Here is a 20,535-nt window from a genome sequence, read left to right as displayed (position 1 = left end):
GTCACACAGGCAGCTTCGTGAACGCGCGTGACCGGAAATCGTCCGCGCACACCGCCCCGCTGGGGTATTAATTCTCCCATTACGCTAGTCGAACAACGGGCCTTCGCGCAGCCATTGTGTTACCTAGAGCAAACCGTTGGGATCAGGTTCACACCATCTCGGCCGCGGTGGGCGGCTCGGCGCCACTCCGGGAGACGGTGATGGACGCAGCCTTGGCCGCGAAAGTCAAGGCCTCGTGCCAGCCGGACTCGCCCAGATCCGTGAGCGTGCCCACATTCCGATCGTGCAGCCACGACAGCAGCGCGCCCTGCACCGTGTCGCCGGCGCCGATCGTGTCCACCAGCTGCGCGGGCGCGGACGGTACCGAAACGGTCACGGATCCGGTGTGGACGGCCAGACCGTCGCCGCCGCGGGTCAGGACGACGGCGTCGACCCCGGCGTCCAGCCACGACTTGATCGCCGCGTCCAGCCCGGCGGCGCCGGCCAGCCACTCGCCGTCGTCGTCGGACAGCTTCAGCAGGCGCACGTCCGGCAGCCACGAGGTGAACCGGCGGCGGTAGGCGTCGGCGTCGGCGATGAGGTCGGCCCGGATGTTCGGGTCCAGCGCGGTCAGCACACCGCGGGCGGCTTCGCGGCGCAGCACCGTCTCGTAGCTGGTGGCGCCGGGCTCCAGGACCATGCCGAGCGTGCCGAGGCACAGCACGGTGACGTCGCCGGGCAGCGGGCCCGGGTCGGCGACGAGCCGATCGGCCGTGCCCTCGGTGTAGAAGGTGTAGCTCGCCGACCCGTTCGGCGCGAGCGCCACGACGGCGAGGGTCGTGTTTTCCGGACCCTCCTGCACCATCGATGTGTCGACGTTCGAGGCTGTCAGCCGGTCCCGCAGGGCCTGCCCGAAGCGGTCGGTCGAGATCCGGGACAGGAACGCGGTCGGCGTGCCGAGCCGCCCGGCCGCGAGGGCCACGTTGTAGGGGCCGCCGCCGAGGCGCGGCACCAGGGACGTCAGGCCGTCGTTCGTCTTCTCGGCACCCGGCACCAGGTCGACCAGCGCCTCGCCACCCACCACGATCACGGGCGAGATGCTAGCCCGCCGAGCAACAACTCAGACAGAGCCGTGAACGCCTCCGCGTCCGACACCCCGGTCCGCGAGCCGACCACCCCGGTCTGGATGGCCTCGACGAGCACCGCGGCCATCTCCGCGATGAGCGTCGCGTGGACCTCGCGGAACACCCCGTCCGCGACGCCCTTGGCGATGAACGACCGGATCTTCGCCGCCGCGGCCCTGCTGTTCAGCTCGTAGGCCGCGCGGGCCGGGGCGAAGTCGTTGATGTCCCGCATGAACGCCGGGGACGCCCGGTTCAGGTACTCGGCGATGCCGCTCAGGTAGACGCCGATGATCTCGCGCGCGTCCTCGATGCCGGCGGTCCGCTCGTCGAGCAGGTCGGCGGCGCCCTTGAAGTAGTGCGCCACGACGCGGACGGCGAGCTGCTCCTTGCTCGGCGCCAGCGCGTACAGCGTCGACTTCGAGCAGTGCGTCTTCGCGGCCAGGTCGTCGAGCGTGAAGTGGACGAAGCCCTCGACCAGGAACAACTCCTCCAGCTCGGCGAGCAGCGCCCGCTGCCGGGCGGTCAGCGCCTTGCCACCCGGGGGTCGTAGCGCCTCGCGACTGGTCATCGGACCACCGTATGTGCTGTACTGGAGATGATTACAGAGTACTGCTGTGAGTACACCCCCGGAGGCGATGATGCCGGTCGACCGCCTGCTCCCCGGCCGCGAGTACGAGGACCTGCTCGCGCTGGCGACGGAACTGGCCCGCGACGAGCTCAAGCCGCTCGCCGCCGAGTACGAGGAGGCCGAGCGCTTCCCGCGCGAGCAGTTCCGGCTGCTCGGCAAGTCGGGCCTGCTCGGGCTGCCGTACTCCGAGCGCTGGGGCGGCGGCGAGGTGCCGTACGAGGTGTACCTGCAGGTGCTGGAGGAGATCGCGGCCGCGTGGATGTCGGTCGGCGTCGGGCTCTCGGTGCACACCATGTCCTGCTACGCGCTGGCCCACTACGGCACGGACGAGCAGCGCGACCGGTGGCTGCCGGACATGCTCGAGGGGCAGCTGCTGGGCGCGTACGCGCTGTCGGAGTCGCACGCCGGGTCCGACGCGGCGGCGCTGTCGACGCGGGCGCGGCTGGACGGTGACCAGTACGTCGTCAACGGCACGAAGGCGTGGATCACGCACGGCGGCGAGGCTGACTTCTACACGACGATGGTGCGCACCGGCGAGTCCGAGATCTCGTGCCTGCTGGTGGACGGCCGCACGCCGGGCCTGTCCGCGGCGCCGCCGGAGCGGAAGATGGGGCTCACCGGGTCCACCACCGCGCAGATGATCTTCGCCGACGCGCGGGTGGACGCCGACCGGCTGATCGGCCCGGCAGGCGCCGGGATGCGCATCGCACTGTCCTCATTGGACTCCGGGCGACTCGGGATCGCGGCCTGCGCGGTGGGTCTGGCGCAGGCCGCCCTCGACGAGGCCGTCGCGTACGCGAAGGGGCGCACGCAGTTCGGCAAGCCGATCATCGACTTCCAGGGCTTGGAGTTCCTGCTCGCCGACATGGCCGCCGCGGTCGACTCGGCCCGCGCGACGTACCTGGACGCCGCGCGGCGGCGCGACCGCGGGATGCCGTTCGGCCGTCAGGCGTCGGTCGCGAAGCTGATCGCGACCGACGCGGCGATGAAGGTGACCACCGACGCCGTCCAGGTCCTCGGCGGCGCCGGGTACACGCGCGACTTCCCGGTGGAGCGCTACATGCGCGAGGCGAAGGTGCCGCAGATCTTCGAGGGCACCAACCAGATCCAGCGCATGGTGATCGCGCGCCACCTGAAGCGCGCCTGAGCCGTCGCAGCACCCCGGAACGCAGAACTCGCGCGGTCGGGCGCGAGTTCTGCGCTCGCGGGCGCGGGACCTACTCGGCGTAGCGGCGGGGCGTCACGACGCCCTCGCCGCTGGTGTCGTCGAAGCGGTAGACCTCCTGGCCGCGCACGAAGACCCGCATGGCGCGGTTCATCACGTCCAGCGGGTCGCCCGACCACAGCACGATGTCGGCGTCCAGGCCCGGCTTCAGCGAACCGATCCGGTCGTCCAGCGACAGCATCGCCGCCGGGTTGACCGTCAGCGCCCGCAGCGCGGTCTCCGGGTCCAGCCCGTCCTTCACGGCGAGCGCGGCCTGGTAGACGAGGAAGTTGATCGGCACCACCGGGTGGTCCGTGGTGATCGCGATCTTCACCCCGGCCCGCGCCAGGATGCCGGCCGACCGCAGCGTCCGGTTCCGCAGCTCGACCTTCGACCGCGTGGTGAACAGCGGCCCGAGGATCACCGGGACGTCCTTCTCCGCCAGCACATCCGCGATCAGGTGCCCCTCGGTGCCGTGGTTGACGACCAGCTTGTAGCCGAACTCCTCGGCGAGCCGGATCGCGGTCACGATGTCGTCGGCGCGGTGGGTGTGCTGGTCCCAGTACAGCTCGCCGTCGAGGACCTTCGCCAGGGTCTCCAGCGTCAGGTCGACGTCGAACGGCTTGCCCTCGGCCCGGGCGTGGTCGCGCTGGGCGGCGTAGTTGCGGGCCTTCGTGAACGCCTCGCGGATGATCGCCGCGACACCGAGCCTGGTCGACGGCGTCTGCTGCTTGTCGCCGTACACGCGCTTCGGGTTCTCGCCCAGCGCGCTCTTCACGCTGACCGCCTCGTCGAAGACCATGTCGAGCGCGGTGCGGCCCCACGTCTTCACCGCGACGGTCTGCCCGCCGATCGGGTTGCCGGAGCCGGGTTTGATCACCACGCTGGTGACCCCGCCGGAGAGGGCGTCGTCGAAGCCGATCTCGAACGGGTCGATGCCGTCGATCGCGCGGAAGCGGGCGCCGTTCGGGTCGGTCATCTCGTTCGTGTCGTTGCCGGCCCAGCCCTCGCCCTCCTCGTGCACGCCGAGGTGGGTGTGGGCGTCGACGAACCCGGGCAGCACCCAGGTGCCCGAGGCGTCCACCAGCTCCGCGTCCTCCGGAACGTCGACCTCCGCGGCCGTGCCGACCGCGGTGATCCTGCCGTTTTCGACCAGAACCGTGCCGCCGTCGATCGGGTCACCCTCGACCGGCACCACGTATCCGCCAACAATCGCCTTCACCATGGTGAGCCACGCTAACGGAACCGCTTCGCCAGGTGCACGAGGTGGTAGTGCGCCTCGGGGGTTCGTCCGGTTTCGACGTATCCCAGCCGCGCGTACAGGCGCAGCGGGCCTCCGCTGAGCTCGCCGGTGAACAGCCGCAGCACCCGCACCTCCGGCGGCAGCCGGTCCTCCGCGGCCTTCATCAGCGCCGAGCCGAGTCCCGCGCCCTGACGATCAGGCGCGACCACCAGCCGTCCGACCTCGCCCACCTCACCCCGGAAACGGATCCGGACACTCGCGACCAACCGCCCCGACTCGCGGACGCCCCACGTGACCACGTCGGGATCGGACAACACGGCGCGCAGCTCGTCGAGGGTCTCGCGCAGCGGCGGCAGGTCGAAGTCGCGGTGGGCCCGCGCCTCGGTGAGGAACGCGGCGCGCTGCAGGGTGAGCAGCTCGCCCGCGTCCGCCGCGCCGAGCCGGACGGGGTCAGCCATGGACGCGGATGCCCCAGCTGCCGGTCCACGAGCCGCCCGGCTCCAGCTCGATCAGATCGGTGCCCGAGTTCAGCGCGTCGGCCGGGCACGTCATCGGCTCGATCGCAACGGCGCGGCCGCGGCCGACCAGGTCGGTGGGCGTGAACACCTGCACCCAGCCGAAGTCCGGCCCGGCCCACACGTCGACGCTGCGTTCGCCGTGGGACAGGACGTGGTGGAACCGGCCGTCCTCGGCAGCGACGAGACCGCCGAACGCCGTGTCCAGGTCGACCTCGGCGAGCACCCGGCCCGCGCGGAAGTCGTACTCGGTGCCCGCGGTGTCCTGCTCGTCGCCGTAGGGCAGCTGCTGGTCACCCACATAGGGCCGCACCCGGGTCGCCGGCAGGGTCAGCGTCAGCTCGTCGGTCGGCACGTCGCCGATGCGGAAGTACGGGTGCGCGCCCACGCCGACCCCGATGGCGGATCCGCCCTCGTTGCGGATCTCGTGGGTGACGGTCAGCTCCCGCGGCGCCAGGTCGTAGGTGATCCGCGCCTGCAGCGGCACCGGCCAGCCCGGCTGCTTCCCGACCTCGATCTCGAACGTGATCGACGATTCGGCGTGCTCGACGAGCGTCCACTCGCGGTGCCGGGTCAGGCCGTGGATGGCGTTGCCGCGGGCCTCCTCGGTGACCTCCAGCTGCTGCTCCTCGCCCTGGTAGGTCCACCGCGCGGCCTTGGTCCGGTTGGGCCACGGCAGCAGGATCTGCCCGGCGCCCTTCGGGGGGTGCTCGTCCTCGGCGAAGGTCTCCAGGTAGGGCACGCCGCTGATCTCGAACGCCCGCAGGCCCGCACCGATCTCGGTGACGACGGCGCGCGCGTTGCCGCGGGTGATCTCGAACTGCTGTCCCGTGGGGTTGGCCATGCCGACGAACATAGCGCCCGAAGAACTAACTAGACCGGTCGTCATAGTTTGCGTTACGGTGATCGACATGGTCCGGAGAACCGACACCCGCAACCGCATGGTCGCCTCGGCCGCGGAGCTGTTCCACACGCAGGGCTACCACGCCACCGGGCTGAACCAGCTGGTCAGCGCCGGAGGTGCGCCGAAGGGTTCGCTCTACTTCCACTTCCCCGGCGGCAAGGAGCAGCTGGCCGCCGAGGCGGTCGCGTTCTCCAGCGAGAACATGGCGGCCCTGCTGCGCTCGACGCTCGACTCCGCGCCGGACGCCGCAACGGCCATCACGCGGGTGATCGACGCGCTGGGCCGCAACCTGGTCGACACCGGCTACCGGTCCGGCTGTCCGATCGCGACAGTCGCACTCGACGCAGGCGACAGCGAACCGATCCGGCAGGCGTGCACGGACGGGTACACGTCCTGGCACGCCGTCATCACCGAGTACCTCACCGGACAGGGCATCGCGGCCGAGAAGGCGGCGACGCTGGCGACCATCGCGCTGAGCGCCATCGAGGGCGCCCTGCTCCTGGCCAAGACCCAGCACGACCTCGCGCCGCTGCACGCCGTCGGCGAGCACCTGCGCGCCACCTTCGAACGGGAGCTGTCATGAAGGTCCACCACCTCAACTGCGGCACCATGCGCCCGCTCGGCGGGCGTCTGATCGACGGCCGCGGCGGGTTCCTGCACCGCGCCGAGCTGGTCTGCCACTGCCTGCTCGTCGACACCGGCGCCGAACTGGTCCTGATCGAGACCGGCATGGGGTCGCCTGCCGTCGACCGCGCCGACGAGTGGCTGGGTGCGAAGTTCGTGCGCATGGTCGGCGTGCGGACGTCGGTGGCGGAAACCGCCGCCGAGCAGGTCCGGCGGCTCGGCTACGACGTCGAGGACGTCCGGCACATCGTGCTGACGCACCTCGACCTCGACCACGCCGGCGGGCTGGTCGACTTCCCGCACGCCACCGTGCACGTCTACGCCGAGGAGCTGCGGGCGCTGCAATCACCGCGTGACGCGAAGGAACGCCTGCGGTACAAGCAGGTCCACTTCGCGCACGGTCCACAGTGGAGCAGCTATCCGGACACCGGCGAGGAGTGGTTCGGCTTCGGTGCGGTGCGCGAGCTGAAGGGGCTGCCGCCGGAGATCCTGCTGGTCCCGCTCGGCGGGCACACGCGCGGGCACGCCGGGGTCGCGGTGGACACCGGCGACGGCTGGCTGCTGCACGCCGGTGACGCGTTCTTCCACCACGGTCAGATCGATCCGTTCCGCCCGCACGCCACCCGGGGCCTCGCGTGGTTCGAGGCCCGGGTGGAGACCGTGCCGGGCGCGCGGCGGGAGAACCACCGGCGGTTGCGCGAGCTGGTGCGCGACCACGGCGACGAGGTCACGGTGCTGTCGGCGCACGATCCCTGGTTCCTGAAGCACGCATCGCGAACCAGTTGACCAGCCACAACAGGATGCCGACGCCGAGCAGGATCGCCGCGATCGTGTAGTCCCGCGCCGGGCGGCCGGACAGCGGGCTCACCAGGTACAGGCAGAACACCGCGGCCAGCGCCGGGATGATCGTCGGCGCGCGGAAGTGCGGGTGGTCCACCTTCTCCCGGCGCAGCACCAGCACCGCGACGTTGACGATGGCGAACACCACCAGCAGCAACAGCGCCGTCGTCCCGCCGAGCACGCTGATGTCCACCGTGGACACCAGCACGATCGCGATGAGGCTGGTGAACACGATCGACACCCACGGCGTGCGGCGCAGCGGGTGCACCCTGCCGAGCAGCTTCGGGATGATCCGCTCGTTCGACATGCCGTAGAGCAGGCGGCTGGCCATCAGCATGTTGATCAGGGCCGAGTTGATGACCGCGAACAGGCCGATCGCGGAGAACACCTCGCGCGGGAAGCCGGGCGCGCCGACGTCGAGCACCTTCAGCAGGGCGTTGCTCTTCGCGGCGGCCAGCTCGTCGGCCGGCACCAGCAGGGAGGAGGTCAGCGACACCAGCACGTAGATGGTGGCCGCGACGACCATGCCCCACAGCATCGCCTTCGGGAAGATGCGCACCGGGTCGCGGCACTCCTCGGCCATGTTGACCGAGTCCTCGAACCCGACCATCGCGAAGAACGCCAGCGAGGTCGCCGAGGTGATGGCGACGAGCGCGGTCTGGTCGGCGGTGTCGATCTCGACCAGGCGGCCGGCGTCACCGGAGCCGTTGAGCACCGCCCACACCCCGACGCCGATGATGATCAGCAGACCGGACAGCTCGATGCAGGTGAGCACCACGTTGGTCTTCACCGACTCGCTCACGCCGCGGAAGTTGATGGCAGCCAGGCCGACGATGAACAGCGGCGCGATCAGCCAGCCCGGGAGGTCGACGAACTCCTTCAGGTAGGTGTCGGCGAACGCGATCGCGGCCGAGGACGCGGACGTGATGCCCGAGCACATCACCGCGAACGCGACCATGAACGTCAGGAACGGGATCCGGAAGGCGCGGTTGGTGTAGAGCGCCGCGCCTGCCGCTTTCGGGTACTTCCCGACGAGTTCCAGGTAGCTGAACGCGGTCATGAACGCGACCACGAACGCCAGGAGGAAGGGCAGCCACAGCGCGCCGCCGACGCGGCCGGCCACCTGCCCGGTCAGTGCGTAGACGCCGGTGCCGATGATGTCTCCGACCACGAAGAACAGCAGGAGCTTCGGGCCGATGACCCGTTTGAGGGCCGGTTCCTGAGTAGCGCTCACCTCAGCCATGCCCGAGAAGTGTGCCGCAATCCGATTTGCCGGGCCACGCTTTCGGGGGAATGCCCGCCGTTTGGATCAACGCCGGGGGGTAACACCGGTGCGTCGACGGCTTTCGAAGGGAGACCGGGATGGCACGCCTGCCGGAGATGTGTTGAACCACGGGCCGGAGGATGGCACCCCGAACGCCTCCGGCCCCGTGCCGGCTGCTCGACGACGAGCAGCCCCTGCCGAATGGCCGAGCGCGTCCGCGCCGCGCCTGCCGCGGGGCCGGCGGTGTCCCGAGATCCGCCGGCCCCGGGGTGACCACACCGGACGGTCAGGCCCGCGCGATGACCCCGAACTCCACTCCGGACGGATCGGTGATCGTCGCCATGCGGCCGTACACGAAGTCCTCCGGTTCGGTGGACTTCCCGCCGGCCGCGAGCGCCCGCGCGATCGTCTCGTCCGTGTCGGCCACCTCGAACGTCGTCGCCCACCTGGAGTCCGCGGGGCCCGGCACGCCCATGATCCCGCCGACTTCGTGCCCGTCGGGGCGGCGGAGGAACGTGAAGTCCAGCTCGGGCAGGTCGGCGTTGCGGTCCAGCGTGAAGCCGAACACCTGCGGGTAGAAGGCGCGCGCGTGCTCGGGCCGGGCCGTGGTCAGGTCGTTGCGGACGAGCGAGCCGGGCTCGTTGACCACCTGGCAGCCGGGCAGCTCACGCCCCTGCCACAGCCCGAACCGGGCGCCGACCGGGTCCACCGCCAGCGCGATGCGGGCGCGGCCGCCGAATTCGGTGGGACCCTCGACGACCTGCCCGCCCGCGGCGCGCACCCGCTTGGCGGTGGCGTCGCAGTCGGCGGTCGCGAGGTACGTCGTCCAGGCCGGGGCGCCTTCGGCGAACCCGGCGGCCACGCGGTCGCCCAGCAGGAACAGGTCGTCGCGCGTGGTCCACCCGAACACGGCGCCGTAGAACGCGGTGGCGCGCGGCAGGTCGGGGGCGGTGAGGGCCATCCAGGTCGGGGTGCCCTCGGGCTGGTTGGTGTCGACGGAGCTCATACCGCGAACGGTAGGAGCCGAGCAGGTCAGTTCCCGTCCTACTTGGTGACCGCCGCGGCCCGGTAGCGCCAGAACGCGGGCAGCAGCGCGACGGCGATCGCGATGAACACGATGACCAGCACGCCGCCACCTGTTGCGGCGGCGGCCGTGCCGACCGCGGCCGCGGCCCAGCCGTGCGTGAGGTCGGCGATCCGAGGCCCGCCGGCGACGACGACCGTGAACGCGCCCTGCATCCGGCCACGCATCTCGTCGGTCGCGGCCATCACCAGGATCGCCTGCCGGTAGATCGCGCTGACCATGTCCGCGGCGCCGGCCAGGCACAGGAACACCACGGCGAGCCACAGCGAGCTCGACAGCCCGAAGCCGACCACGGCCAGGCCCCACGCGCAGATCGCGATCGTGACGGCGACGCCCTGCCGGCGGACGCGGCCGAGCCAGCCGGAGAACAGCCCGATGACCACGGAGCCGATCGGGATCGCCGCGTACAGCCAGCCCAGGGCTAGGCCACCGCCGGGCGGGTCGCCGAACGTCCGCTCGGCCATCTCCGGGAACAACGCGCGCGGCATGCCGGCGACCATCGCGATGATGTCGACGACGAACGACGCGAGCAGGACCTTCTGGGTGCCCATGTAGCGGAAGCCGTCGAGGACGTCCTTCAGGCCGGCGGCCCGGACGGTGCCGGACAGCGGTGGCAGCGGGGGCAGCCGCCAGACCGCGTACAGCGCGATGACCAGGGCGATCGTGTCGATGAGGTAGAGCGTGGGCAGGCCGATCACCGGCATCAGGGCGCCGGCGGCCATCGGCCCGAACACCATGCCGAACGTGTTGACGGTGCCGGACAGCGCGGCCGCCGCGGGCAGCAGCTCCGGTTCGATCAGCCGGGCCACGATCGCGCTGCGGGTCGGCATGTTGATCGCGAAGAACGCCTGGTTGAAGGCCAGGAGCACGAAAACGAGCCACACCGAGCCGACGTCGAAGAACGCCTGCGCCCAGAGCAGGGCGGACACGACGGCGATGCCCGCGTTGCCGAAGATGAGCAGCTTCCGGCGGTCGACGGTGTCGGCGATCGCGCCGCCCCACAGCCCGAAGACGAGCAGCGGCACCAGCGCGACGATGCCGGTCAGGCCGACGTACCCGGACGAGCCGGTGAGGTCGAAGACCTGCTTCGGCACGGCGACGGTGGTGAGCTGACTGCCGATCGCGGTGATCGCGGTGCCGGTGAACAGGCGCCGGAACGCGGGCGTGCGCAGCGGCCGCACGTCCACGACGACCGATTTCAGCAGTTTGCGCTTCTTACCCCGTTGCGACCCCGCCTCGACACTCACAACCGACCAGTTTAGCCGCGCTAACTAACTGGCGCCGGTGATTTAGCTCGCCGGCCGCAGGACGGGAACGTGGGACTCGCGCGCGGGGGTCAGGGGGCGACGCGCTCGATGTGCCATCCGTCCGGGGTGCGCACGTAGCGGAGCCGGTCGTGCAGCCGGTTCTGCTGTCCCTGCCAGAACTCGACGATCTCGGGCCGGATGCGCCAGCCACCCCAGTGCGGCGGCAGCGGCACCTCCTCGACGTCGCCGAAGCGGCGCTCGATCGAGGACAGCGCGACGTCCAGGTCCCGGCGGCTCGTGACGACCTTCGACTGCGGCGACGCCCACGCCCCGAGCTGCGAGCCGCGCGGGCGCTGCTTCCAGTACTCGGCGGTCTCCTTGACGTTGACCTTCTCCACCTCGCCGCGCACGGTCACCTGCCGCTGCAGCGCGTACCAGGGGAAGGTCGCCGAGGCGTACCGGGTCACGGTCAGGTCGTGGCTCTTCTTCGAGGTGTAGTTCGTGTAGAACACGACACCGCGCTCGTCGAGGCCCTTGCAGAGCACGGTGCGGGAGGAAGGTCGTCCTTCGGCGTCGGCGGTCGCCAGCACCATGGCGTTGGCTTCGGCGACCCCGGCGGCGATGGCCTCGTTCAGCCAGTCCTGCAGCTGCTCGGTCCAGCTGCCGGCCAGATCGGCCTCGTCCAGCGCCTCGCCGTCGTAGGCCACCCGCATGCCGGGAAGGCGTACCGCAACGTCGTCGATGTTTTCGACCTCTGGCATGTGCCAACCTCCGACCCGCTTACTCACCCGTAACAGCTCACGTTAGGGCCTGGGGGGCCACTCCGAAAGCCAGCGAACGGTGACACCTGCCACGGCCCAGCAGCTCCTCGGCGGTGACCGCGTCCGGGGCGAGCGCGGTGATCAGGCAGCCCGCGACCGGCAACGGCGTCACCGCCCACCAGTCGCCGCTCGACGGCTCCACCACCTCGTCGCCGACCAGCAGTTCGGTCGCCAGCACCCGGTGCCCGGCCAGGACGGCGACGCTGGCGTCGAGGGCCGGGTCGCCGACGGTGAGGGTCTGGTCCAGCACCGGCCTGGCGCCCGAGGTGACGCGCTGCGACGTGGTGAGCCGTCCGGGTGCTTCACCCGCGCGGCCGAGAACCAGCACCTCGCGCGTGCGGAAACGTGCGGTCTCGTCGAGCGTCGCGACCAGCTCCGCGGTGTGCCGCGCCCGCGCGGTGATCACGGTCGGCTCCGGCAGGTACGCGAGCGACCCACCGGCGCCCACCTCGACGCGCACGGACGACCGGCTGGCCGCCGCGGCAGGCCCGGGCAGCGCGAGCGTCGCGGCGACACCGGACAGCCGCAGGTCCGCGCCCGGCCCGACGAAGACCTCCAGCACCAGCTCGTCCCCGCCGAGCGGGGAGGTCGCCGAGTTGACCAGGTGGACCTGGGCCGCCGGACCGGACGTCCGCCGTGGCACCAGGGTCAGCGGCGCCATCGACTTCAGCTCCCGCAGCACCGTCCGCTCGCCGGCGACCTCGGCGACGAGCCGGGCGTGCGCCTTCACCCGGCCAGCTGCTTGCGCACCCAGGCCGCCACGTCGGGGGCGTCCGGCGTGCGCACCAGCGACTGGGTGATCACCGGCAGCTCCCCGCGCATGCGGTGGGCGTCGGAGGTCATCACGTCCATGTCGGCGTTCACCAGATGGGCGATGTCGATCTTGTTGATCACCAGCAGGTCCGCCGTCGTGACGCCCGGCCCGCCCTTGCGCGGCACCTTGTCCCCGCCCGCGACGTCGACCACGAAGATCTGGCTGTCCGCCAGCCCACGGCTGAACACCGCCGTCAGGTTGTCCCCGCCGCTTTCGATGATCACCAGCTCCAGGCCGGGGAACCGCTCCTCCAGCCGTTCCACCGCGTCCAGGTTGGCGGTGATGTCGTCGCGGATCGCGGTGTGCGGGCAGGCGCCGGTCTGCACGGCCTCGATGCGCGCGGGGTCGAGCACGCCGGCCTTGCGCAGGAAGTCGGCGTCCTCGGTGGTGTAGATGTCGTTGGTCACGACGGCGAGGTCGATCTCGTTCCCGAGCGCGCGGCACAGCGCGGCGGTCAGCGCGGTCTTGCCGCTGCCGACCGGCCCGCCGATGCCGATGCGGAAGGCCCGGCCGCGGGACGGCGGCGCCTCGTAGCGGTCGGGTTCGGTGGCCGTCGGGTCGAAGTTGACCGGGTGCACGTGGCCGTGCCCGTGTCCGTGTTCAGCTGGCAAAGAGACGCACCTCTTCCTGGTGGTGGCGCAGGTGTGCTTCGGCGAGCAGGTCCAGCGCCGGTGATCCCGGGGACGGCAGCCGCGCCGGATCGGTTCCGGCGCAGTCGGCCGCCTTGTCCGCCACGGCGTCCAGGTCGGGCGCGAGCGCCGCGACCACCGCGTTGACCGCGAACGGGTCGAACCCCAGCAGCCGCACCGCCGCGCTCGCCGGCCCGCTCACCGCGAGGTAGGCGACGGCCAGCGCCGCGCCCCGCGGTGTGCCGCCGGAGACGGCGGTGAGCGCGCCGGTGATGATCGGGTGGTGCGGCCGCGGGGTGGCCGTCAGCAGCTCGTCGATCACCGGCGACGGCCAGGCGATCCGGCCGGCGCGCGCGGTGCCGCGGCCCTGGGCGCGCGAGGCCGCGCGCTGCGCCGGGGACGGCGTGCGCGCATCGAGTTCCTCGTCCAGCCGCGTCCACTGCCTGCACACCACGGACGCGGCGGCGAAGGCGGCGGCGAGGTACCCGGCCGTCCACAAGCGACCGTGCAGGAAACGCGGCAGGTCGCGCACCTCGCGGATCAGCCCGCGGGCCACGGCTTCCTCCAGGCCGCCGGAGTGCACGTGGCCGCCGCCCGGGAACCGGGAGTCGGCCAGCAGGATCGCGGAGATGCCCATCAGAACAGGAAGTACCGCTGGGCCATGGGCAGTTCGGCGACCGGCTGCGGCTCGATCAGCTCGCCGTCCACGTGCACCGCGAAGCTGTCCGCGTCGACCTGGATGTCCGGCAGCGCGTCGTTGAGCACCATGTCGGCCTTCGTCACGCGGCGCACATTGCGCACCGGCACCAGCGGCCGGGTGACCGGAAGGCCGGTGTCGAGCGCTTCCGGCGCGACGAAGTACAGACTGCTCGCCGCGGCCACGGACGGCGCGGCGCCGAACATCGGCCGCGCGAGCACCGGCTGCGGGGTCGGGATGGACGCGTTCGCGTCGCCCATCGCGGCCCACGCGACGAACCCGCCCTTCAGCACCACGTGCGGTTTGACGCCGAAGAACTTGGGCTCCCACAGCACCAGGTCGGCGAGCTTGCCGACCTCGACCGAGCCGATCTCGCCGTCCATCCCGTGCGCGATGGCCGGGTTGATCGTGTACTTGGCGACATAACGACGGGCCCGCAGGTTGTCCGCCCCGCCGTCGCCGGGCAGCGCGCCGCGGCGGCGTTTCATCACGTGCGCGGTCTGCCAGGTGCGGATGATCACCTCGCCGATCCGGCCCATCGCCTGCGAATCCGAGCTCATCATCGAGATGGCGCCGAGGTCGTGCAGCACGTCCTCGGCCGCGATCGTGCTCGGGCGGATCCGGCTCTCGGCGAAGGCCAGATCCTCCGGCACCGACGGGTTGAGGTGGTGGCACACCATGAGCATGTCGAGGTGCTCGTCGAGGGTGTTGACGGTGTGCGGGCGGGTCGGGTTGGTCGACGACGGCAGGAAGTTCGGCAGCCCGGCGACCTTGATGATGTCCGGCGCGTGCCCGCCGCCCGCGCCCTCGGTGTGGTAGGCGTTGATCGACCGGCCGGCCACCGCGTCCACAGTGGACTCCAGGAACCCGGCCTCGTTGAGCGTGTCGGTGTGGATCGCCACCTGCACGCCGGATTCGTCGGCCACCGACAGGCACGCGTCGATCGCGGCCGGCGTGGTGCCCCAGTCCTCGTGCAGTTTGAACCCGCCGGCGCCGGCCGCGAGCTGCTCGCGCAGCGCTTCAGGCCGGACCGTGTTTCCCTTGCCCAGCAACAGGACGTTGACCGGCTGGCGGTCCATCGCCTGCAGCATCCGGGCCAGGTTCCACGGTCCCGGCGTGACCGTGGTGGCCTTCGTGCCCTCCGACGGGCCGGTGCCGCCGCCGACGAGTGTGGTCAGGCCGGAGGCCAGTGCGGTGTCGACGAGCTGCGGGCAGATGAAGTGGACGTGGCAGTCGACGCCGCCCGCGGTGAGGATCTTCCCGTTGCCGGACAGGACCTCCGTGGCCGGCCCGATCACCAGGGCCGGGTCGACGCCGTCCATGGTGTCCGGGTTGCCCGCCTTGCCGATGCCGACGATCCGGCCGTCGCGCACGCCGACGTCGGCCTTGACCACGCCCCAGTGGTCGAGCACGACGGCGCCGGTGATGACCAGGTCCGGCGCGCCCTCGGCGCGGGTCGCCATGCCCTGGCCCATCGACTCGCGGATCACCTTGCCGCCGCCGAAGATCACCTCGTCGCCGGAGCCGGCGCCCATGCTGCGGTCCTCGGTGACCTCGATGAGCAGATCGGTGTCGGCCAGCCGGATCCGGTCGCCGGTCGTGGGCCCGAACAGCTCGGCGTAGCGCTCGCGGTCGATGCTGGTCACTCGCTGTCCTTTCGCAGGCCCGGCACCACCCGGCGGCCGGCCAGCGGCACCAGGTCGACCTCGCGCTCGACGCCCGGCTCGAAGCGGACGGAGGTGCCGGCGGGGATGTCCAGGCGGTGACCGCGGGCGGCCGCCCGGTCGAATTCGAGCGCCGGGTTCGTCACCGCGAAGTGGTAGTGCGAGCCGACCTGCACCGGCCGGTCACCGGTGTTGCTCACCCGCAACCGCACGCGTGGGCGACCGGGGTTCAGCTGCACGGGTGACTCCGCCGGGATGATCTCTCCTGGACGCACTCGGTGCTCCTCAGACGATCGGGTCGTGCACGGTGACGAGCTTCGTGCCGTCCGGGAAGGTGGCCTCGACCTGGACCGAGTCGACCATCTCGGGCACGCCGTCGAGCACCTGTTCCGTGGACAGCACCGACCGGCCGCTGGACATCAGCTCGGCGACGGTGCGGCCGTCGCGGGCGCCCTCCAGGACGTGGTCGGTGATGAGGGCGACGGCCTCCGGGTAGTTCAGCCGGACGCCGCGCTCCAGCCGCCGCCGTGCCACGTCGGCGGCGACGTGGACCAGCAACTTGTCGCGCTCCTGAGGGCTCAAGTGCATGCGCTCAGGTCTATCACCGCGCGGACGGCGACACGCAGGCGCGAAACACAGGATTTACGTGCGAACGCCTCATCCGGCTGAATCGTTCTCGTAATCGTGACCGAAACCACCGCTTTCTTCGATTGCCCCTAGGCCGTTCGAGGGGCATGGTGTGGTCACCGTGCGACGAGGCGCCCCCGAGCGCGTCACGCGCGCGTAACAACTCCATGTCGGGGAAAAATGCGCAGCGAAAGGTTTCACCAGTGACTACCTCAGCGCCCGTTGCGAACAACACTGAACCGGACGACGGGTTCAAGCCCGGTCTGGAAGGCGTGGTCGCCTTCCGCACTCAGATCGCCGAGCCGGACCGCAACGGCGGCGCGCTGCGCTACCGGGGCGTGGACATCGAAGACCTGGCAGGCAAGGTCAGCTTCGGCGACGTCTGGGGCCTGCTGGTCGACGGCAGGTTCGGCAACGGCCTGCCGCCCGCCGAGCCGTTCCCGATCCCCGTGCACACCGGCGATGTCCGGGTCGACGCGCAGGCCGCGCTCGCGATGGTCGCGCCGATCTGGGGTTTCCGGCCGCTGCTGGACATCAGCGACGAGGAGGCGCGGGAAAACCTCGCGCGCGCCTCGGTGATGGCGTTGTCGTACGTGGCGCAGTCCGCGCGCGGGGTCGGGGTGCCCGCCGTGCCGCAGTCCGCGGTCGACGCGGGGCAGACGATCACCGAGCGGTTCATGATCCGCTGGCGCGGCGAGCCGGACCCGGCGCACGTCAAGGCCGTCGACGCGTACTGGGTGTCGGCGGCGGAGCACGGCCTGAACGCCTCGACGTTCACCGCGCGCGTGATCGCGTCGACGGGCGCGGACGTCGCGGCCGCGTTGTCCGGCGCGATCGGCGCGATGTCCGGGCCGCTGCACGGCGGCGCGCCCGCGCGGGTGCTGCCGATGATCGAAGCGGTGGAGAAGGAAGGCGACGCGCGCAAGGTGGTCAAGGGGATCCTCGACCGCAAGGAGCGCCTGATGGGCTTCGGGCACCGGGTGTACCGGGCCGAGGACCCGCGGGCCCGCGTGCTGCGGCGGACGTGCCGCGAGCTGGGCGCCGCGCGGTACGAGGTGGCCGAGGCGCTGGAGCAGGCCGCGCTGGCCGAACTGCGCGAGCGGCGCCCGGACCGCGCGATCGAGACGAACGTGGAGTTCTGGGCGGCGGTGATCCTGGACTTCGCGCAGGTCCCGACGCACATGATGCCGGCCATGTTCACCTCGGCGCGCACCGCGGGCTGGGCGGCGCACATCCTGGAGCAGAAGCAGACCGGCCGCCTGGTTCGCCCGTCGGCGAGCTACGTCGGCCCCGGCCCGCGCTCGCCGGAGGAGGTCGAGGGCTGGTCGGCGGTCAAGCCGCTGTAGTCCGTCGCGGAAGGCCCCGGGATCACTGCGGTTCCGGGGCCTTTTCGCGTGCTGTCACCGCGTGCAGCACCGGGCGCACCAGGGCCGCGCCGGCCAGGAGGATCACCGCCGCGCCGAGGCAGGCCGCCCGCCAGCCGGAGCCGGTGCCGTAGAGCAGGCCGGCGGTGAAGGCGCCGATGGTGGCGCCGAGCAGCGTCGCGCTCTCGTAGATGCCCATCGCCCGGCCGAGGCTCACCCCCGCGGCCTCGGCCACGATCTCCTGCTCGACGGGGATCGCCGCGGCGAACGCGGCCGCCGACAGCACCCACATCCCGGTCAGCACCAGCGGGTTCGGCGCGAACGACAGCCCCGCCGCGAAGACCGCGCTGCACCCCATCGCCAGCGACAGCACCGTCGTGCGGCCCAGCCGTCCGGTCACCTTGTGCAGGTACTCCGGCAGTGTCGTGTAGACGATGAAGCCGGGCAGGAACACCCCGGCGATCTCGCCCAGCTGCAGGTGGTGCCCGCGCTGCAGGTGCATCAGCAGCAACAGCGCCACGCCCGCCTCGGCGAGCGCGGTGATCACCACGAGCAGCAGCATCGGCCGCAACCGCCGGCCCAGCTGGCCGAACCCCTGCCCGGCCGTCGTCCCCTGCCCGGCCGTCGTCCCCTGCCCGGCCGTCGTCCGAGGTGCGGCCGGCCCGGTCGGCGCGAGCATCACCACCGCCGCGACGGCGCAGGCGGCCGCGCCGAGCCAGAACACGCCGCGGTAGTCGATGCGTGGCACCAGGGTCATGGCGGCCACGAAGGCGATCCACGTGCCGCCGCCCTCGGCCGAGAACAGTTTGCTGAACGCGGCTTTGTCGCCGTCGAGCCCTTCGCCGACGCGGGCACGCAGCGCCACCCAGAAGATCGCCCCGCCGGCCCCGCCGAGTACGGCCGCCGCGAAAGCCGGCCCCAGCCCCGGGGTGACCGCGTACCCGGCGAACGACAGTCCATAGAGGACGGCGCCGATGGCGGCCAGCCGCCCGCGGTCGAAGCGGTCGGCCAGCGCCCCCGCGAGCGGCCGCACCGCGAACGACACCAGGGTCTCCAGCGCCGTCAAGGCCCCCACCCCGGCCGCGCTCGCGCCCAGCGCGCTGCCCGCCCACAGCGGCAGGAAGAAGTCCAGGACCTCGACCGGCCCGCGCGTCAACGCCGCGGCCAACTCGTTCTGACTCGCGCGGCGTTTCCCCTGCGCCATCGCAACCCCCCAGGTTTCGAGATACGATCGTATCCTAAAGCGGCCGAACCTAGGATGGCAACCGTGCCCAAGATCGTGGACCGCGAGCAGCGCCGCCGGGAGATCGCGGAAGCCGTGCTCCGGCTGATCGCCAGGGAGGGCATCGAAGCGGTCAGCGTCCGCACCGTCGCCACCGAGGCCGGGCTCTCCGCGGGCGCCGTGCAGAAGTACTTCGCCACCCGCGACGAGCTGTTCCGCTTCGCGTTCGACCTCACCGGCGAGTACATCGAGCAGCGCTGGATGCGGGTCCCGCAGGGCCACCTGCTCACCATGCTGCGCGCGCTGGTCGCCGAGGCCCTGCCGCTGGACGACCAGCGCCGCGCCGAGGTCATCGTCGTCCTCGCGTTCGCCGCGCGCGCCGCCGTCCTCCCGGAGTGGGCCGACCACCTGCGCGAGGGCTACGAGTTCATGCGCGCGCAGACCGCCGACTTCCTCGGCCAGGCCCAGCGCCACGGGCACGTCCGCGACGACCTGGACGCAGGCAAGCTCGCCGACGTCGTCGTCGCCCTCACCGACGGCTTCGCCCAGCACCTGCTGCAGGCCGCGCCCGGATCGGAGCTGCACCGCCGCCTGCTCGGCTCCCTCGAGTTCGCCCTCACGGAGCTCCTCGCGCCCCGCGCGGCAGAATGACGGCATGCTGCCCAGCACCGAGTTCGCCCTGCTCCGCCGCCTGTCCCTGGAACAGGTGAACGGCCGCGCGCCGTCGATGGTCGCCGCTGTCGTCCGTGACGGCGAGGTCGCCTGGTGGGGCGCGCGGGGCTCAGTCGAGGGCGCCGCGCCCGACGACGACACCCAGTACCGCCTCGGCTCGATCACCAAGTCGATCGTGGCCGCGCTCGTGATGCGCCTGCGCGACGAGGGCCGCCTCGACCTCAACGACCCGCTGGACAAGCACGTCCCCGGCACGAGCTTCGGCGCCTCCACCGTCGGGCAGCTGCTCTCGCACACCGGCGGCCTGACCTCGGAGTCCCCCGGCTCGTGGTGGGAGCGCAGCGAAGGCGGCGACTGGGCCACCCTCGAAGCCAGCCTCGCCAAGGACGCGCTGAAGAACCGCCCGGGCAGCCGGTTCCACTACTCCAACGTCGGCTACGGCGTGCTCGGCGAACTGGTCGCCCGCCACCGCGGCACCGACTGGCTGACCGCGCTCAACCGCGAGGTCCTCGAACCGCTGGGCATGTCGCGCACGACGCCGCACCCCACCGGCAAGCACGCGCGTGGCTGGGCGGTGCACCCGTTCGCCGACCTGCTGCTGCCCGAGCCCAGCCCGGACGCCGGCGCGATGGCCCCGGCCGGGCAGCTGTGGTCGACCGTCCGCGACCTGGCCCGCTGGACGGCGTTCGTCGGCGGCGACAGCGCGGACGTGCTCAGCCCGGACACCGTGGCCGAGATGCGCGCGGTCGCCACGGTCGACGACGCCGACGCCTGGACCTCCGGCTACGGCCTGGGCCTGCAGGTCCTGCGCCACCAGGGCAGGCGGCTGGCCGGGCACACCGGGTCGATGCCCGGGTTCCTCGCCTGCACGCTGGTCGACGAGGTCACCGGCACCGGCGCGCTGACCTTCGCCAACACCACCTCCGGCCCGGCGATCCTCGGCCTGGCGGTCGACCTGATCTCGATCGCCGACGAGCAGGAGCCGAACCTGCCCGAGGAGTGGCACCCATCCGAGGTGGACCGGTCGCTGCTCACCCTCACCGGCCTGTGGCACTGGGGCCCGACGCCGTACCACCTGCGGCTGACCCCGGGCGGCATGCTGAGCCTCGCCCCGGTCAACGGCATGGGCCGGGCGTCCCGGTTCCGCCCGGTCGCGCAGGACGAGTGGCTCGGGCTGGACGGCTACTACGCCGGCGAGACGCTGCGCGTCGGCCGCGACACCGACGGCACGCCGCGGCACCTGGACCTGGCGACGTTCGTCTTCACGCGCACCCCGTACGACCCGGCGGCGCCCGTCCCCGGCGGCGTCGACCCGGAGGGCTGGCGTACCGCATAGTGGGACCCGCCACCGCCGTCACGCGGCGGAAAC

The 20,535-nt window shown here is 71.9% G+C and carries 22 protein-coding genes; 6 read left to right on the top strand and 16 right to left on the bottom strand.

Annotation, left to right across the window (positions count from 1 at the left end):
- Nucleotides 1–148 precede the first annotated feature (148 nt).
- Together AMYTH_RS0133450 and AMYTH_RS0133445 are read right to left on the bottom strand one after the other, a co-directional pair.
- Entirely contained in the window at nucleotides 149–1,069 is a 921-nt protein-coding gene (locus AMYTH_RS0133450; RefSeq protein ID WP_027933882.1) for a carbohydrate kinase family protein, read from the bottom strand.
- Nucleotides 1,066–1,671 (bottom strand): TetR/AcrR family transcriptional regulator, encoded by a 606-nt coding sequence (locus AMYTH_RS0133445; protein WP_027933881.1) that lies wholly within the window; start codon nucleotides 1,669–1,671, stop codon nucleotides 1,066–1,068. The genes AMYTH_RS0133450 and AMYTH_RS0133445 overlap by 4 nt, the downstream gene beginning before the upstream one ends.
- A gap of 70 nt (nucleotides 1,672–1,741) precedes the next feature.
- Here AMYTH_RS0133445 and AMYTH_RS0133440 point away from each other — a divergent pair, with 70 nt between their 5' ends.
- Nucleotides 1,742–2,878: an acyl-CoA dehydrogenase family protein gene (locus tag AMYTH_RS0133440; protein WP_027933880.1), complete on the top strand. Its 1,137-nt coding sequence runs from the start codon at nucleotides 1,742–1,744 to the stop codon at nucleotides 2,876–2,878.
- Between the two features lie 70 nt (nucleotides 2,879–2,948).
- Here AMYTH_RS0133440 and AMYTH_RS0133435 read toward each other — a convergent pair whose 3' ends face one another.
- From AMYTH_RS0133435 to AMYTH_RS0133425, 3 genes are read right to left on the bottom strand one after another with little or no spacing between them, the layout of a single operon-like run.
- Entirely contained in the window at nucleotides 2,949–4,160 is a 1,212-nt protein-coding gene (locus tag AMYTH_RS0133435) for an amidohydrolase (protein WP_027933879.1), read from the bottom strand.
- A gap of 11 nt (nucleotides 4,161–4,171) precedes the next feature.
- Nucleotides 4,172–4,636, bottom strand: a complete 465-nt coding sequence (locus tag AMYTH_RS0133430; protein ID WP_027933878.1) for a GNAT family N-acetyltransferase — start codon at nucleotides 4,634–4,636, stop codon at nucleotides 4,172–4,174.
- Nucleotides 4,629–5,537 (bottom strand): aldose 1-epimerase family protein, encoded by a 909-nt coding sequence (locus AMYTH_RS0133425; protein ID WP_027933877.1) that lies wholly within the window; start codon nucleotides 5,535–5,537, stop codon nucleotides 4,629–4,631. Before AMYTH_RS0133425 ends, AMYTH_RS0133430 begins: the two co-directional genes overlap by 8 nt.
- Before the next feature lie 67 nt (nucleotides 5,538–5,604).
- Here AMYTH_RS0133425 and AMYTH_RS0133420 point away from each other — a divergent pair, with 67 nt between their 5' ends.
- Both AMYTH_RS0133420 and AMYTH_RS0133415 read left to right on the top strand, forming a co-directional pair.
- Nucleotides 5,605–6,180, top strand: a complete 576-nt coding sequence (locus tag AMYTH_RS0133420; protein WP_027933876.1) for a TetR/AcrR family transcriptional regulator — start codon at nucleotides 5,605–5,607, stop codon at nucleotides 6,178–6,180.
- Nucleotides 6,177–7,007 carry an MBL fold metallo-hydrolase gene (locus AMYTH_RS0133415; protein ID WP_027933875.1) on the top strand — a complete coding sequence of 277 codons (831 nt, stop codon included), beginning with the start codon at nucleotides 6,177–6,179 and terminating at the stop codon, nucleotides 7,005–7,007. The genes AMYTH_RS0133420 and AMYTH_RS0133415 overlap by 4 nt, the downstream gene beginning before the upstream one ends.
- On the opposite strand, the gene AMYTH_RS0133410 is transcribed toward AMYTH_RS0133415, so the two are convergent.
- The 10 genes from AMYTH_RS0133410 to AMYTH_RS0133365 form a co-directional block, all read right to left on the bottom strand.
- Nucleotides 6,949–8,304: an APC family permease gene (locus AMYTH_RS0133410; protein ID WP_027933874.1), complete on the bottom strand. Its 1,356-nt coding sequence runs from the start codon at nucleotides 8,302–8,304 to the stop codon at nucleotides 6,949–6,951. The two genes, AMYTH_RS0133415 and AMYTH_RS0133410, sit on opposite strands and share 59 nt — an antisense overlap.
- A 307-nt stretch (nucleotides 8,305–8,611) precedes the next feature.
- Complete coding sequence (locus tag AMYTH_RS0133405) at nucleotides 8,612–9,331, bottom strand: VOC family protein (RefSeq protein ID WP_027933873.1); 720 nt, start codon at nucleotides 9,329–9,331, stop codon at nucleotides 8,612–8,614.
- Nucleotides 9,332–9,369: 38 nt separating this feature from the next.
- The gene (locus tag AMYTH_RS0133400; protein ID WP_027933872.1) at nucleotides 9,370–10,656 is read right to left on the bottom strand and encodes an MFS transporter; all 1,287 of its coding nucleotides are present in this window, start codon (nucleotides 10,654–10,656) and stop codon (nucleotides 9,370–9,372) included.
- 89 nt (nucleotides 10,657–10,745) lie between these two features.
- Nucleotides 10,746–11,417 carry a pyridoxamine 5'-phosphate oxidase gene (pdxH, locus tag AMYTH_RS0133395; protein ID WP_027933871.1) on the bottom strand — a complete coding sequence of 224 codons (672 nt, stop codon included), beginning with the start codon at nucleotides 11,415–11,417 and terminating at the stop codon, nucleotides 10,746–10,748.
- A gap of 37 nt (nucleotides 11,418–11,454) precedes the next feature.
- On the bottom strand, nucleotides 11,455–12,207 hold the full coding sequence (locus AMYTH_RS0133390) for an urease accessory protein UreD (RefSeq protein ID WP_027933870.1): 753 nt from the start codon (nucleotides 12,205–12,207) through the stop codon (nucleotides 11,455–11,457).
- On the bottom strand, nucleotides 12,204–12,902 hold the full coding sequence (ureG, locus tag AMYTH_RS0133385) for an urease accessory protein UreG (RefSeq protein WP_027933869.1): 699 nt from the start codon (nucleotides 12,900–12,902) through the stop codon (nucleotides 12,204–12,206). The genes AMYTH_RS0133390 and ureG overlap by 4 nt, the downstream gene beginning before the upstream one ends.
- A complete protein-coding gene (locus AMYTH_RS0133380; RefSeq protein ID WP_027933868.1) occupies nucleotides 12,892–13,557 on the bottom strand; it encodes an urease accessory protein UreF in 666 nt (221 codons plus the stop codon). The genes ureG and AMYTH_RS0133380 overlap by 11 nt, the downstream gene beginning before the upstream one ends.
- Nucleotides 13,557–15,263, bottom strand: a complete 1,707-nt coding sequence (locus AMYTH_RS0133375) for an urease subunit alpha (protein ID WP_027933867.1) — start codon at nucleotides 15,261–15,263, stop codon at nucleotides 13,557–13,559. The genes AMYTH_RS0133380 and AMYTH_RS0133375 overlap by 1 nt, the downstream gene beginning before the upstream one ends.
- Nucleotides 15,260–15,556 (bottom strand): urease subunit beta, encoded by a 297-nt coding sequence (locus AMYTH_RS0133370; RefSeq protein WP_027933866.1) that lies wholly within the window; start codon nucleotides 15,554–15,556, stop codon nucleotides 15,260–15,262. Before AMYTH_RS0133370 ends, AMYTH_RS0133375 begins: the two co-directional genes overlap by 4 nt.
- Before the next feature lie 10 nt (nucleotides 15,557–15,566).
- On the bottom strand, nucleotides 15,567–15,869 hold the full coding sequence (locus tag AMYTH_RS0133365; protein ID WP_027933865.1) for an urease subunit gamma: 303 nt from the start codon (nucleotides 15,867–15,869) through the stop codon (nucleotides 15,567–15,569).
- 242 nt (nucleotides 15,870–16,111) lie between these two features.
- Here AMYTH_RS0133365 and AMYTH_RS0133360 point away from each other — a divergent pair, with 242 nt between their 5' ends.
- On the top strand, nucleotides 16,112–17,254 hold the full coding sequence (locus AMYTH_RS0133360) for a citrate synthase 2 (protein ID WP_027933864.1): 1,143 nt from the start codon (nucleotides 16,112–16,114) through the stop codon (nucleotides 17,252–17,254).
- A 22-nt stretch (nucleotides 17,255–17,276) separates the two neighbouring features.
- Here the strand turns inward: AMYTH_RS0133360 and AMYTH_RS46215 are convergent, their stop codons facing one another.
- A complete protein-coding gene (locus AMYTH_RS46215; RefSeq protein ID WP_037322884.1) occupies nucleotides 17,277–18,476 on the bottom strand; it encodes an MFS transporter in 1,200 nt (399 codons plus the stop codon).
- A gap of 54 nt (nucleotides 18,477–18,530) precedes the next feature.
- Between AMYTH_RS46215 and AMYTH_RS0133350 the strand changes: the two genes are divergently transcribed.
- Complete coding sequence (locus tag AMYTH_RS0133350) at nucleotides 18,531–19,145, top strand: TetR/AcrR family transcriptional regulator (RefSeq protein ID WP_027933863.1); 615 nt, start codon at nucleotides 18,531–18,533, stop codon at nucleotides 19,143–19,145.
- Nucleotides 19,146–19,149: 4 nt separating this feature from the next.
- Nucleotides 19,150–20,502, top strand: a complete 1,353-nt coding sequence (locus AMYTH_RS0133345) for a serine hydrolase domain-containing protein (RefSeq protein ID WP_027933862.1) — start codon at nucleotides 19,150–19,152, stop codon at nucleotides 20,500–20,502.
- Nucleotides 20,503–20,535 lie beyond the last annotated feature (33 nt).

The sequence above is a fragment of the Amycolatopsis thermoflava N1165 genome, from assembly GCF_000473265.1.
GTDB classification, from domain to species: Bacteria; Actinomycetota; Actinomycetes; order Mycobacteriales; family Pseudonocardiaceae; genus Amycolatopsis_E; species Amycolatopsis_E thermoflava.
This window is presented reverse-complemented; position numbering and strand designations above follow the sequence as displayed.

What these genes read in the sequence shown, in the direction of transcription:
- AMYTH_RS0133445 (WP_027933881.1), bottom strand. Translation starts at nt 1,671, where the DNA reads ATGACCAGTCGCGAGGCGCTACGACCCCCGGGTGGCAAGGCGCTGACC.
- AMYTH_RS0133405 (WP_027933873.1), bottom strand. Translation starts at nt 9,331, where the DNA reads ATGAGCTCCGTCGACACCAACCAGCCCGAGGGCACCCCGACCTGGATG.
- AMYTH_RS0133435 (WP_027933879.1), bottom strand. Translation starts at nt 4,160, where the DNA reads ATGGTGAAGGCGATTGTTGGCGGATACGTGGTGCCGGTCGAGGGTGAC.
- AMYTH_RS0133415 (WP_027933875.1), top strand. Translation starts at nt 6,177, where the DNA reads ATGAAGGTCCACCACCTCAACTGCGGCACCATGCGCCCGCTCGGCGGG.
- AMYTH_RS0133430 (WP_027933878.1), bottom strand. Translation starts at nt 4,636, where the DNA reads ATGGCTGACCCCGTCCGGCTCGGCGCGGCGGACGCGGGCGAGCTGCTC.
- AMYTH_RS0133380 (WP_027933868.1), bottom strand. Translation starts at nt 13,557, where the DNA reads ATGGGCATCTCCGCGATCCTGCTGGCCGACTCCCGGTTCCCGGGCGGC.
- AMYTH_RS0133350 (WP_027933863.1), top strand. Translation starts at nt 18,531, where the DNA reads ATGGCAACCGTGCCCAAGATCGTGGACCGCGAGCAGCGCCGCCGGGAG.
- AMYTH_RS0133345 (WP_027933862.1), top strand. Translation starts at nt 19,150, where the DNA reads ATGCTGCCCAGCACCGAGTTCGCCCTGCTCCGCCGCCTGTCCCTGGAA.
- AMYTH_RS0133420 (WP_027933876.1), top strand. Translation starts at nt 5,605, where the DNA reads ATGGTCCGGAGAACCGACACCCGCAACCGCATGGTCGCCTCGGCCGCG.
- pdxH (WP_027933871.1), bottom strand. Translation starts at nt 11,417, where the DNA reads ATGCCAGAGGTCGAAAACATCGACGACGTTGCGGTACGCCTTCCCGGC.
- AMYTH_RS0133425 (WP_027933877.1), bottom strand. Translation starts at nt 5,537, where the DNA reads ATGGCCAACCCCACGGGACAGCAGTTCGAGATCACCCGCGGCAACGCG.
- AMYTH_RS0133365 (WP_027933865.1), bottom strand. Translation starts at nt 15,869, where the DNA reads ATGCACTTGAGCCCTCAGGAGCGCGACAAGTTGCTGGTCCACGTCGCC.
- AMYTH_RS0133410 (WP_027933874.1), bottom strand. Translation starts at nt 8,304, where the DNA reads ATGGCTGAGGTGAGCGCTACTCAGGAACCGGCCCTCAAACGGGTCATC.
- AMYTH_RS46215 (WP_037322884.1), bottom strand. Translation starts at nt 18,476, where the DNA reads ATGGCGCAGGGGAAACGCCGCGCGAGTCAGAACGAGTTGGCCGCGGCG.
- AMYTH_RS0133440 (WP_027933880.1), top strand. Translation starts at nt 1,742, where the DNA reads ATGCCGGTCGACCGCCTGCTCCCCGGCCGCGAGTACGAGGACCTGCTC.